The sequence below is a fragment of the Bradyrhizobium sp. 142 genome, from assembly GCF_023074015.1.
Classification (GTDB): Bacteria; Pseudomonadota; Alphaproteobacteria; order Rhizobiales; family Xanthobacteraceae; genus Bradyrhizobium.
Window position 1 is genome coordinate 57,142 of sequence record NZ_JADPKQ010000324.1, and the last position, 12,709, is coordinate 69,850.

General features: G+C 63.0%; 12 protein-coding genes. 5 read left to right on the top strand and 7 right to left on the bottom strand.

The features are described from left to right. Positions 1–2 precede the first annotated feature (2 nt). From moaA to IVA82_RS30270, 3 genes are all read left to right on the top strand, one after another. Positions 3–1,031, top strand: a complete 1,029-nt coding sequence (gene moaA, locus IVA82_RS30260; RefSeq protein ID WP_247383366.1) for a GTP 3',8-cyclase MoaA — start codon at positions 3–5, stop codon at positions 1,029–1,031. Between the two features lie 170 nt (positions 1,032–1,201). Next, positions 1,202–1,783, top strand: a complete 582-nt coding sequence (locus tag IVA82_RS30265; RefSeq protein WP_148739556.1) for a TRAP transporter small permease subunit — start codon at positions 1,202–1,204, stop codon at positions 1,781–1,783. Positions 1,784–1,810: 27 nt separating this feature from the next. Next, on the top strand, positions 1,811–3,466 hold the full coding sequence (locus IVA82_RS30270; protein ID WP_247383367.1) for a TRAP transporter large permease subunit: 1,656 nt from the start codon (positions 1,811–1,813) through the stop codon (positions 3,464–3,466). Positions 3,467–3,541: 75 nt separating this feature from the next. Here the strand turns inward: IVA82_RS30270 and IVA82_RS30275 are convergent, their stop codons facing one another. Next, positions 3,542–4,630, bottom strand: coding sequence for a TRAP transporter substrate-binding protein (locus IVA82_RS30275; protein ID WP_148739554.1), 1,089 nt, complete (start codon positions 4,628–4,630; stop codon positions 3,542–3,544). Between the two features lie 280 nt (positions 4,631–4,910). Between IVA82_RS30275 and IVA82_RS30280 the strand changes: the two genes are divergently transcribed. Next, the gene (locus IVA82_RS30280) at positions 4,911–6,212 is read left to right on the top strand and encodes a M20/M25/M40 family metallo-hydrolase (RefSeq protein WP_247383368.1); all 1,302 of its coding nucleotides are present in this window, start codon (positions 4,911–4,913) and stop codon (positions 6,210–6,212) included. Between the two features lie 394 nt (positions 6,213–6,606). On the opposite strand, the gene IVA82_RS30285 is transcribed toward IVA82_RS30280, so the two are convergent. The 4 genes from IVA82_RS30285 to IVA82_RS30300 all read right to left on the bottom strand — a co-directional run bounded on the left by IVA82_RS30285 (position 6,607) and on the right by IVA82_RS30300 (position 10,488). Beyond that, positions 6,607–8,058 carry an ATP-binding protein gene (locus IVA82_RS30285; RefSeq protein ID WP_247493669.1) on the bottom strand — a complete coding sequence of 484 codons (1,452 nt, stop codon included), beginning with the start codon at positions 8,056–8,058 and terminating at the stop codon, positions 6,607–6,609. Positions 8,059–8,060: 2 nt separating this feature from the next. Then, on the bottom strand, positions 8,061–8,735 hold the full coding sequence (locus IVA82_RS30290; RefSeq protein WP_247383370.1) for a response regulator transcription factor: 675 nt from the start codon (positions 8,733–8,735) through the stop codon (positions 8,061–8,063). Between the two features lie 336 nt (positions 8,736–9,071). Continuing rightward, positions 9,072–9,644, bottom strand: coding sequence for a MarR family transcriptional regulator (locus tag IVA82_RS30295; RefSeq protein WP_247383371.1), 573 nt, complete (start codon positions 9,642–9,644; stop codon positions 9,072–9,074). 433 nt (positions 9,645–10,077) lie between these two features. Beyond that, positions 10,078–10,488, bottom strand: coding sequence for a hypothetical protein (locus tag IVA82_RS30300; RefSeq protein ID WP_247383372.1), 411 nt, complete (start codon positions 10,486–10,488; stop codon positions 10,078–10,080). Positions 10,489–10,564: 76 nt separating this feature from the next. Here IVA82_RS30300 and IVA82_RS30305 point away from each other — a divergent pair, with 76 nt between their 5' ends. Further along, the gene (locus IVA82_RS30305; RefSeq protein WP_247383373.1) at positions 10,565–11,206 is read left to right on the top strand and encodes an ABC transporter substrate-binding protein; all 642 of its coding nucleotides are present in this window, start codon (positions 10,565–10,567) and stop codon (positions 11,204–11,206) included. 2 nt (positions 11,207–11,208) lie between these two features. On the opposite strand, the gene IVA82_RS30310 is transcribed toward IVA82_RS30305, so the two are convergent. Both IVA82_RS30310 and IVA82_RS30315 read right to left on the bottom strand, forming a co-directional pair. After that, positions 11,209–11,565 carry a hypothetical protein gene (locus IVA82_RS30310; protein ID WP_247383374.1) on the bottom strand — a complete coding sequence of 119 codons (357 nt, stop codon included), beginning with the start codon at positions 11,563–11,565 and terminating at the stop codon, positions 11,209–11,211. 393 nt (positions 11,566–11,958) lie between these two features. Beyond that, positions 11,959–12,709: group II intron maturase-specific domain-containing protein (locus IVA82_RS30315; RefSeq protein WP_247383375.1), on the bottom strand; the 751-nt coding region annotated here is incomplete at its 5' end.

The following is a 12,709-nucleotide window of genomic DNA, read 5'->3' on the forward strand; positions in this document are numbered from 1 at the left end:
GTATGAACGGATCCTCCGCCCTCGCCCAGCTGTCGAGCCCCATGACCGATCCGTTCGGGCGGACCATCTCGTACCTGCGCGTCTCGGTCACCGACCGCTGCGACCTGCGCTGCTTCTACTGCATGTCGGAAGACATGACATTCCTGCCCAAGGCGGACCTGCTGACGCTGGAGGAGCTTGACCGGCTCTGCTCGGCCTTCATCGCCAAGGGCGTGAAGAAGCTGCGGCTCACCGGCGGCGAGCCGCTGGTCCGCCGCAACGTGATGACACTGGTGCGCTCGCTGTCGCGCCATCTCGCAACCGGCGCATTGGGCGAGCTGACGCTGACCACCAACGGCACTCAGCTGGCGAAATACGCCAGGGAACTCGCCGATTGCGGCGTGCGCCGCATCAACGTCTCGCTCGACACGCTCGACCCCAAAAAGTTTCGCGAAATCACCCGCTGGGGCGAGATGGACAAGGTTCTGGATGGCATCGAGGCCGCGCGCGCCGCGGGCCTTAGCGTCAAGATCAACGCGGTGGCGCTGAAGAACCTCAACGAGGACGAGCTTCCCGACCTGATGCGCTGGGCCCATGGCAAGGGCATGGGACTGACGCTGATCGAAGTGATGCCGATGGGCGAGATCGGCGCGGGCCGCATCGACCAATATCTGCCGCTGTCGCTGGTGCGCGCGCGGCTCGCCCAGCAATTCACGTTGACGGATCTAGCCGAGACCACCGGCGGGCCGGCGCGCTATGTCAGCGTCGCCGAGACCGGCGGCAAGCTCGGCTTCATCACGCCGATGACCCATAATTTCTGCGAATCCTGCAACCGGGTGCGGATCACCTGCACGGGAACACTGCACACCTGCCTCGGCCACGAGGATGCCTCCGATTTGCGCAAGCCGCTGCGTGCCTCCAGCGAAGATGTGCTGCTTGCGGATGCGATCGACCGCGCCATCGGCCTGAAGCCCAAGGGCCACGACTTCATCATCGACCGCCGCCACGACCGTCCCAGCGTCAGCCGCCACATGAGCGTGACCGGCGGGTAGCGGTTATCCGCGACGCGAGCCTTATTCCCCTTAACTATCAACAAACTTCCGATTGACTGGCAGCACGCTCGCTGGTTTGGTGCGGCTGCTCATGCCTGCGCGGCGAGACAAGCCACGCGCCACTCGGCGCAGTCAAGACGGCCGGGGCAAAATCGGGGGAGGACCTATCGTTGCAAGCGCTCCTAAAGCTGAGCCATGGAATTGACGCGTTCACACGTTGGACGGGCAAGCGTCTGGCATGGCTGATCCTGGTTGCCGTGATCATCTCGGCCATGAATGCGATCGTCCGAAAGACGTTCGATACGTCCTCCAATTCCTGGCTCGAGCTGCAATGGGTGCTGTTCAGCATCGTCTTCCTGCTGTGCGCGCCCTGGACGCTGCTGGACAACGAGCACATCCGCATCGACATCATCAATAACATGTTGCCTAAGACGGCTCGCAACGTGATCGATATCATCGGCCACGCGGTCTTCCTGCTGCCGCTGACGGTGGTCATGATGATCACCGGCGTACCGTTCTTCCAGCGCTCGTTCCAACTCAACGAGCAGTCGGGCAACGCGGGCGGCCTGCCGCAGTGGCCTGCCAAGTCGCTCATTATGATCGCTTTCGCCTTCCTGTTCGTTCAGGGCATCTCCGAGCTGATCAAGCGCATCGCAATCATGCGCGGCATGATCCCCGACCCTCACGAGTCGCAGGTGTCGGCAATCGAGGCGGAGGTCGAGCACCTCGTCGAGGCCATCGAGAAGAAGTAGCGCCGGCGGCGTTTGAGGGGGAATTTGATGACCGCGTTTCTTATCGCCAATATGGCGCCGATTATGTTCGCGTCGCTGGTGGTCGTGCTGCTGCTCGGCTATCCCGCGGCATTCTCGCTCGGCGCCGTCGGCCTGATCTTCGCCGTGGTCGGGATTCAGCTCGGCCAGTTCCACCCCGACTTTCTCCAGGCCCTGCCCGAACGCGTCTACGGCGTGATGAACAACGACACGCTGCTCGCGATTCCGTTTTTCACCTTCATGGGATTGGTGCTCGAACGCTCCGGGATGGCGGAGGATCTGCTCGACACGATCGGCCAGTTGTTCGGCACCGTCCGCGGCGGCCTCGCCTATGCCGTGGTCTTCGTCGGCGCACTGCTTGCGGCGACGACAGGCGTCGTCGCGGCGTCGGTGATCTCGATGGGCTTGATCTCACTGCCTATCATGCTGCGATACGGCTATGACCGGCGCATGGCGACCGGTATCATCGCAGCTTCCGGAACGCTGGCGCAGATTATTCCGCCCTCGCTCGTCCTGATCGTGATGGCCGACCAGCTCGGCAAGTCCGTCGGCGACATGTACGAAGGCGCGTTCGTTCCGGGCTTGGTGCTCGCGGGCCTTTATGCCGTCTACGCATTCCTCGTAACTTTGATCTTCCCGAAGGCCGCGCCGGGCCTTCCCAAGGATGCGATCGGCTTTCGCGAGGACAGCGGTAGCCGGGGTTTGGTCTCGCTCGGTGTCCTGTTCCTGGCGAGCTGCGTCTTCGGCTGGTTCATGATGCGGAGCTCGGAGAGTCATGGCGCCGACTACGTCGTGCTCAGCATGTTCTTCGGCATCCTGTTCGCGTTCTTCGTCGCCATCGTGAACTGGATCATCGACAAGCTTACGGGCTTCCGCTTCCTGTCGAAGCTGGCGCAGCAGACGACCTTCGTCATGGTGCCGCCACTGTTCCTGATCTTTCTGGTGCTGGGCACGATCTTCATCGGCCTCGCCACGCCGACCGAAGGCGGCGCGATGGGCGCGACCGGCGCACTCATTCTCGGCGGTATGAAGCGGCGGCTGAGCTGGGACCTGATCCGCCAAGCCATCGAATCGACGGCGAAGCTGTCCGCATTCGTCGTCTTCATCCTGGTCGGCGCCCGCGTGTTCTCGCTGACCTTCTACGGCGTCAACGGCCATGTCTGGGTCGAGCACCTGCTGACCTCCCTGCCCGGCGGACAGATCGGATTCCTGATCTTCGTCAACGCCTTCGTGTTCGTGCTGGCGTTCTTCCTCGATTTCTTCGAGCTTGCCTTCATCGTGATCCCGCTGCTCGGGCCCGCGGCCGAGCATCTCGGCATCGACCTGATCTGGTTCGGCGTCATCCTCGGCATCAACATGCAGACCTCGTTCATGCATCCGCCGTTCGGATTTGCGCTGTTCTATCTGCGCTCGGTCGCGCCGAAAGAACGCTATACCGATCGCGTCACCGGCAAACGCATGGACCCGGTCACGACGGGGCAGATCTATTGGGGTGCGGTGCCGTTCGTTGTCATCCAGATCATCATGGTGCTCATCGTGATCGCGTTCCCTTCGATGGTGATGCACTACAAGGGCGTGCAGTCCAACATCGATCCGAACACCATCAAGATCGAGATTCCGCAGATCGAGCTGCCGCCGCTCGACTTCGGCCAACCGAAACAATAGCGCTGGCGTCGCCCGCAAAAAAAGAACCCGGAGCCACCGCTCCGGGTTTTTCGTTTGGCCAACGGCGCGCTGCGGTCAGCTCTGCGAGTTTCGCGCCATGAAGTTGTCGTAGCCGACTTCGGCGACCTGGAACCACTGATATCCGTTGGTTGAGAAGGCCGTCAGCGAGTCGTACACCTTCTTGAAATCCGCATTGGTGGACGCGACTTCGGTGTGCAGTTCCTTTGCGGCCTTCAGGCAGGCCTGCATGATCTCCGGGGAGAACGGATGCAGCTTGGCGCCCGCAGCGAGCAGGCGCCGCAACGCCGGCGGGTTGGACTGGTCGTACTTGGCCATCATCCAGTTGTTGGCAAAGTGGCCCGCCTGCTCGAGGACGCTCTGGTAGTGCTTCGGCAGCGCGTTCCACTTGTCCTGATTGACGAAGGCGAGAAGCATCGGGCCGCCTTCCCACCAGCCCGGAAAGTAGTAGTGCGGCGCGACCTTGACGAAGCCGAGCTTGTCGTCGTCATACGGTCCGACCCATTCGGCGGCGTCGATGGTGCCCTTCTCGAGCGCCGGGTAGATATCGCCTCCGGCGATCTGCTGCGGCACCGCGCCGAGCTTCTGCAACACGCGCCCCGCAAAGCCGCCGATGCGAAATTTGAGGCCGCTGAAGTCCTGGGGCACTTTGACTTCCTTGCGGAACCAGCCGCCCATCTGACAGCCGGTATTGCCGGCAAGCAGCGAGACGACGTTGTACTTCTTGTAGAACTCGTTGAGAACTTCCCGCCCGCCGCCCAGCATGTACCAGGCCTGGTTGATGCGCATGTTCGGTCCGAACGGCACCGCCGAGCCGAACGTAAAGGTCGGGTCCTTGCCGAAATAGTAGTAGGACGCCGTGTGGCCGATCTCGCAGGTGCCGTTCTGCACTGCGTCGAGCACTTGCAGCCCGGGCACGATTTCGCCGCCCGCAAACGTCTGGATCTGGAATTTGTTGTCAGTCGCTTCCGCCACCATCTTCGCCATCATCTCGGCGCCCCCGTAGAGCGTATCGAGCGATTTCGGCCAGCTCGTCGGCATGCGCCACTTGATCTCCGGCGTCGACTGCGCGATCGCGGGAGCGGCGAGCGTCACTGCACCCGCTGCGCCAAGTCCTGTGACCTTGATGAAGTCTCTTCTCTTCATGATTTCCTACCCTGATGGATTGTGATGATGGGCCTTCTTGCCGAGGCTTGGAGACAGCATGGAACATGTGTCATCCGATTTCCAGCCCGACGATGGTGAGGGACACAAAATGCCCGGCTCCCCTTGCCAGCCGGTTCTGCTACTTTCGGCTTAGACGGCCAGCGGCCATGGCCCTCCAATCATGTTCGGCCTCGGCAGTGCATGACACGTGAGCCGGGCGCGTGACAGGCGCCGGAAACACGGGCATACCGGGCCATCCTCCAACCTAGGGCCGCCGCTCATGCCTCGATCGCACCCTGTTCCATCGCTCGCTCGTCCGTTGATCGCGTCGCTCTGGCTGGCATGTGCCGCCACCGTTGCGCATGCCGAGCCCAGTGCGAATGTGATGGCCGATATCCATGCGCTGGCGCAAAAGGAGCAGCAGCCGCTGCTCGACACGCTGCGCGATCTCGTCAGCATCGAATCCGGCAGCAAGGACATCGACGGACTGAACCAGATCGCCGAGCGCGTCGCCGCGCAGCTCAAGCAGCTCGGCGGCACGGTGGAGATCCTGCAGCCCAACGAGATCTATCGGCTCGACGACACGCCCGAGAAGATCGGCCCGGCCGTGCACGCCGTCTTCAAGGGCACCGGCGGCAAAAAGATCATGCTGATCGCCCATATGGACACGGTGTACCTGAAAGGCATGCTGAAGGACCAACCGTTCCGCATCGACGGCGACAAGGCCTACGGCCTCGGCATTGCCGACGACAAGCAGGGCGTCGCACTCATTCTCCATACCGTGGCGTTGCTGCAGAAGCTGAACTTCAAGGATTTCGGCACACTCACAGTGCTCATCAATGGCGACGAGGAGGTCTCCTCGCCCGGCTGGCGCAGCACCATCGCCCGGCTCGCCGCGGATCAGGATGTCGTGTTCTCGTTCGAAGGCGGTGGTACCGACGGCACGCTGCGCCTCGCCACCAGTGGCATCGGCTCGGCCTATCTCACCGTGCAGGGCAAGTCGTCGCATGCCGGCGCACGGCCCGAGGGCGGCGTCAATGCCCTGTACGAGCTCTCGCACCAGCTGTTGCAGATGAAGGACCTGTCCAGGCCCGAGCAGGGTCTCAAGCTGAACTGGACCGTCTCCAAGGCCGGTACCAACCGCAACGTGATCCCTGCCGAGGCCACCGCCCAGGCCGATGCGCGCGCGCTCAAGGTGGCGGATTTCGACGAGCTGGAAAAGGCGCTGCGGGACAAGATCAGGAATCGTCTGCTGCCCGACTCAAAGGTCGACCTGAAATTCGAGGTGCGTCGCCCGCCGTTAGAGGCCAACGACGCCTCGCGCGGCGTGGCGGCCTACGGCAAGACGATCTATCAGGAGCTCGGACTGTCCCTCAAGGTCGATGAGAAGGCGACCGGGGGCGGCACCGACGCCGCATTTGCCGCGCTCAAGACCAAGGGAGCGGTGGTGGAAGGCATGGGCCTGTCGGGCTTCGGCGCGCACTCCAACGATGCCGAATATGTGCAGCTCAACAGCATCGTGCCGCGTCTTTATCTGGCCACGCGCATGATCATGGATCTGTCCACCGGCAAGCTGAAATAACAGCGGCTTTCTTCCTTCTCCCCTTGTGGGAGAAGATGGCATAGGCGGCCTTCGGCCGCCGTTCTTGAGAACGCCGATGCTTCGCATCGGCTATGGCGCCGGATGAGGGGTTGCCTCCACGCGTTGAATGAGAGTGGGACTCGCGGAGCGAGACCCCTCACCCGTTTCGCCGCTATCGCGGCGAGCCACCCTCTCCCACAAGGGGCAGGGCTACCGCATATGGCGTTTTGGGCGGCCTGAGCGCGCGCCTCGTCCTTCGAGACGACCGCTCCGCGGTCTTCTCAGGATGAGGCTGAGCGAGATCGGCGCGCGTTGAAACCGCTGCCGCGCACTCCATCCTCATCCTGAGGGCCCGCCCCAAGGCGGGCGTCTCGAAGGATCGGCCACAACAAGATCAGCCCATATGCGATCGCCCTCCCACAAGGGGAGAAGGTGCAGCGCCAGTGCCGCGCAGGTTCTTCTCTGCGACCATTGCTTCCTCCGCCAACCGAAACCGCAGCGTGAACTCCGCGCCGCCTCCCGCGAGGTTCTCAACCTCCACTGTGGCGGCATGATCGTCCGCGACGGCGCGCACGATCGACAGCCCCAGGCCGCCGCCGTCGGTGCGCTGGCGGTCGGCGCGCCAGAAGCGCTGGAAGATCAGCTCGCGCTCGGCCTCCGCGATGCCCGGGCCGCAATCGCGCACATGCACCGAACCGTCGTCCCGCACCTCGACGTCGACGGAGGTGTCCTTCGCGGTGAACTTGATGGCGTTTTCGGCGAGGTTGAAGATCGCGCGCTGCAGCATCTCGGAATTGCCGTGGATCATCACGGGCAGCTCGGTGCCCTTGAGCGCGATGTCCTTGTGCCGGGCCAGCGCGAATGGCGCGATCGCACCGACCACCTCGGCGCAGACGGCGCGCAAGTCAGCGGTCTCGCCGGGGTCGAGCACCAAGGTGTCGAGCTCGGCAATCTCCAGGAGCTGGGCCACGATCCGGCTCATACTCTCGATATCGGCGTGCAGCGCCTGCCTTGCGGCGCCGTCGCCAAACGTCTCGATCCGCGTGCGCAGGATCGCAAGCGGCGTGCGCAATTGATGCGCGGCGTCGGCGGTGAACTGCCGCTGCACGCGAAAGCCGGCCTCCAGGCGGTCGAGCGCCTGGTTGACCGCGGTGACCAGCGGCATGATCTCGCGCGGGATCTGCTCGGTGGGCAGGCGGATGTCGGTGCGCGCCGGACCGATATTGCTGGCCTCTTTCGAGGCCTTCCACAGCGGCGCAATCGCGCGGCGGAATATGATGATGTCGGTGGCGAGCAGGATCAGCAGGATCGGGATGGTGATCCATCCCACGCGCCGGAAGAAGTTCGAGACGATATCGTCGATGATGACATCGCGATGCGCGAGATCCTCGGCAACCTGGATGCGCACCATCTTGCCGCTGATGTCCCGGGTGACGCCGGCGCCGGAGATGGTCTCGGAGAGTGGCGGCGCCGCCGCGGCAGCGCCGGCGCGCCGGTGCGAGGAGAACAGCAGCCGGCCTTGGGCATCGCGAATGTCGTACTGATAACGACCGTAAGCGTCTGAATAGAGTCCTCGCAGGCTGTCCGGCAGGTTGAACGTCAGCGCGCCGTCCGGCTGGGCGACGATGCGCTCGGCCAGCACTTCGGCCTGCGCGCGCATGGCATCGCGATGCAGCAGGTCGATCTCAGAATTGAGCAGCCAGAACAACACCAGCGGCAGGAAGATCGCGACCACCGCGACCGCAACGATGTGCAGGAACACGATGCGCCAGATCAGCGATTTGAACGTCGGCGATCTCGCGTAGAGCCCGGCATGGGATCCGACATGGGATCTGACCTGGGCCACGCTTATTTCTCCTCGGCCATGAGATAGCCGACGCCGCGAATGGTGTGGATCACGACCCTGGCGCCGTGCTCGGCCAGCTGCTTGCGCAATCGCGAGACATAGACCTCCACAGCGTTCGAGGCGACATCGCCTTCGAGCCCGAAAATGTGGTCCTCGACATTCTTCTTCGGCACCGCCCGCCCCTGCCGCCGCAACAGGATCTCCAGCACCGAGGCCTCGCGAGCCGAGATGATGCGCGGCTGGTCGTCGACGAAGATTTGGCGGCTTTCGGTGTCGTAGACGAGATTGGCCAGATGCAGCGAGCGGCCGAGCAGCTGGCCCGGCCGGCGCAAGATCGCCTCCAGCCGCGCCACCAGCTCCTCCATGGCGAACGGCTTTGCAAGGTAGTCGTCCGCACCGCTGCGCAGGCCGTTGACGCGATCCTGCAAGCCGCCGCGCGCGGTCAGCACCAGCACCGGCAGCGGACTACTCTGGCGGCGCAGCTCGCGCAGCACCGAGAGGCCGTCGCCGTCGGGCAGCCCGAGGTCGAGGATCATCGCAGCGTAACTGACGCTGCCCACCGCCTCGCGCGCCTCGGCGGCGCTGCTCGCGATGTCGCTCTCATAGCCGGCCGCCGCCAGCCCGCTGGCGACCAGCCGTGACAGCTCGGCATTGTCCTCGACGATCAGAAGACGCATCGCATTCCCGCCGGATGGTTCGATATCAGCACGCGGCTTGCGCCGGATCTTCGCTCTCTTCCACCATTCGGGGCGCGTCGGCCAGCAAAAAAGCGCTCGGCGGGCTGCTGGCATTTGTCAGGTTCGTGTCAGCCAATCTGACGTGCACTCATAAGGCTGCCGGGCAACGGTTCGGCGCAGGCAGAACTCCGCGCGATCGAACATTCCCATTTCTGATCCGGGACGGATCTCCGGTGCACCGGCGCAAGGTCAATTCAGCCAGTCATTCCGGCCGGACAGTTCGCAGTCGTGACGTCGAGAATGACGCAAGCGCTCAGGCTTATCAGCATTGAGCAGCTAGCCTTTTTGGCTCCGCCCCTCGAAATATGTGCAAAGCAAGGTCATCTCTTTTTGGGCTATAGGTTTCCGAAAGCGCCGGCACTTGAAATGATGGTCCTTCCCCTCTCCGCTCTCGACCAGAAACATACATTGACTGCAAACGCCAGGATGGTAGCGCCGCTCGGCAACATCGAGCCCAACCAGAACACGGCAAAGCGTATCGCGCAGCTGAGACCGATCGGGGACCTCAAGTGCCACAATCTGATCTCGCAAGGCGTTTATCGGATCGCGCTCCAGCAACGTCTCGCCTTCGCCTGTAACGCATAGCGCAATCGAGCGCTTGTCCTCTGCAGATGGCTTGCGGACCACCAGTCCCTTGTTCTGGAGCACGATGGCAATCTGCGATGCGGCGCTGCGGGTCGTACTCAGAAAGCTGGCGAGAGCAGTCGGCGTCCTCGAAAACCTGTTTGCACGAGCGAGAAAGCGTAACGCCATCCATTCGCGATCGCTTAGACCCGAACGATTACCTTCAAAGAGCCAACTGTCGGCCGATTGTACCAGGAGTTGCAAGATTTCAATCGCCATTCTCATCGACAAATCCCTACGGGAAGCGGCCGCCTTGGCATCTCGATCAGGAATCGAGAGCCGCCGTGTTCGGTGAAAGCTGAATTCCCGTCGGGACTGGTTGAGTCCGGTATATGGTACCGTGAAGTCGGAACGGCGGTGAAGCACACCTGACGCAGCCCCGACTTCGGCTTGCCGGATTCCGATAGCCCTCGCGTTCGGCAAAGGGAACACCGCAAAACTACGCACCGCGCTCACGTTGAGATTGTTGGCGTCAGATCACACGCGCCCGAGCAACATCGGGAATCTCTGCCGCAGTGACTGCTAAGCATCTCTCCCGGTGCGAGATTCCAGACGTCTCTTCCCCAGGAAGTTGATGAGGAAGCATCGGAAAGCCGGTCGCCGTCCGGTCAGGTTCGTGTAAGCCAATCAGGAGTGTCCACAGCAATCGGCGAATGTTTTATTGGAATGCGAGAGAAGGCACTGCCGCTTTCGTCTCCGGACCGGACATGCGCGGCGACGCTGAGCACCCAAGCTGGTAGAGCGCGGCGAAGCTGAGCGCACAGCCGGTCCGAACGACGATGTTGGTCGTGCCTTGGAGCAGAGGATGAAACGTCGAGACTTCATGTTGGGAGCCGGTGCGGCTGCACTCTGCTCGGACCTCGCGCGATCGCAACAACCCGCAGCGATGCCGGTGGTAGGCGTTCTTGGCAGCGGGAGTGCGGAGGGCTGGGCGCTGCTGACTGCTGGGTTTCGCCGTGGTCTTGGCGCGATGGGCTAGGTCGAGGGCCAGAACCTTGCCCTTGAATACCGCTGCGCGGAAGGTCAGTACGATCGTTTGCCCGCAATGGCTGCCGATCTGGTGCATCATCCGCCATCCGCGATCGCCGCGTTCACGACTCCCGGCGGCACTCGCCGCAAAGACAGCGACCGCATCGATTCCGATCGTGTTCACGACGATCGGGAAGCCGGTGGAAATTGGTCTGGTGCCGAGTCTCAGCCGGCCGTCCGGAAAACGTCACCGGCGTGACTTCCTTGAACGTACAGATCGGGCCGAAGCGCTTGGAGTTGATGCACGAACCCTGCCGGCGGCCAAGGATATGGCTCTGTTGCTGAATCCGAACAATCCCACTACGGAAAACCAGTGGAAGGAGATGCAGGTCGCGGCGCACGCGCTCGGGCTGCAACTCCAGGTGCTTCATGCGAGCAGCGAGGACGATTTTGATGCGGTGTTCGCGCGCGCAGGCGAATTGCGCTCCGCAGGCTTGGTGATCGGCGGAGATATTCTCTTCACGGGGAATAGCGACAAGCTCGCCAAGATGGCGCTGCGGCAGGCGCTCCCCGCCATCTTTCAGGGCGGCACCTTCGCCGCGGCCGGCGGCATCATGGATTATGGAGGCGACTTTGCCGAAGCGAACCGCCTTGCCGGCGTCTACACCGGCCGTATCCTGAAAGGCGAAAAACCTGCCGACCTGCCGGTGCAGCAGGCCACCAAAGTTCAGCTGGTTGTCAACGTGAATACGGCGAATGCGCTTGGCATCACAGTCCCGCTCTCGCTGCTCGGACGCGCGGACGAAGTGATCGAATAGCTCTACTCTTGCCGCGCCCATAACTCCGGTTTTGGCGCGCCATCACGGTGCTCCTGAAACGCTGCTCTGAGTTCAGCAGGTTCGTCGTTTGTTACGCCCAGCTCTGCGTCGGCGCGATTTGCTGGCACGTCCAAATACACGATGGGCTGATCGAACTGGCTCGCTGTGAGGTCATACCTCCGCCCTCCGATCCGATTGTTAAAATGGTCGCCGGCCGGCAGAGGCGTCTTCAGCAAGTCGCCGCCAAAGAGCTCATGGATGAGCAGCGCAGTGACGTTGCATTGCCCTGCCGCCGGATTGTTCGCGGTCCATTGGCGGGCGGTCGACAGCGACCATGCCTTGCGCGCTTTCAACTCCATCTGGATCGAAGCTCATCGTCGCTGCGGCGCGAATTTCGGATTATGCGATTATCACATTCTGCCCCTGTTTTGCCCGACGAGTCAAACCGCTTGGCCGGATCGTCGGAGGTACGGAAAGCAGTGCATTTCGCGCGCCTGTTCCCCGCTCCGCGGACGGTTGCGGCTCCCGCCGAATTGGCCTGGCCTGTCAAACTGTTGCCAGCATCCCCAGCGCGTCCTGCGTTGACCCCTCGTCTACTGTGCATGGGGTTGTTTTCCATCTTTTTGTTGGCGGCCCCCTGCGCGCCGCAGCGAGAACGACCGCGGATCGGCATAGGGGGCGACCTTGTGGGTCGCTCCCCTGCCACACCACCCGGCATGCGGGTCCGCACCGGGCGGTTCGAGAAGTTGAGGTCATGAGAGCCGGGGCAGTCCCAGCCGGTCCGACCAGTTCAGGGTCAACACGGCGTTGAGGAGCATGCCGCTGTTGCGCCACCAGCGACGGCTGTTGGCCGCCACCTGTCGCGCCACGTCGAGCTTGGCTCCCAGCACCAGCAGTTCCCTGTACATGGTCGTACCGCGCTTCCACTGCTTGAGCTGGATGGCGCGCAGCCGATGACGCACCCACTGATCGAGCTCTCGCCACACCCGTGGCGTTTGCGCCAGCCGGAAGTACGCCTTCCATCCCCGAACATAGGGCCGCAGACGATCCACCACATCCTGCATGCTGCGCCCGCCTGAACGGCAGGTCAGTTGCCGGATGCGCTGCTTGAACGTCATCAGCGGCTTGACGGCGACCTTGCGTTTGATCACTCCGCCCGGGGCTACCCAAAAGCTGTAGCCCAGGAACTTGCGACCGAACACACTGGCCACCGCACTTTTGGTCTCGTTGACCGTCAAGTGCAGCTTGCCGTAGAGCCGCCGAAGCAGCGCCATCACCCGCTCACCCGCCCGGCGGCTGCGAACGTAGACGTTCGCATCGTCGGCGTAGCGCACGAAGCAATGGCCCCGACGTTCCAGCGCCTTGTCCACTTCATCGAGCAGGACATTGGCCAGCAGCGGCGATAGCGGGCCACCCTGCGGCGTCCCCATCGTGCGCGTCTGGACCACGCCATCGTCCATGATCCCGCTGTTCAGATACGCCCGGATCAGCCGGATGACCCCG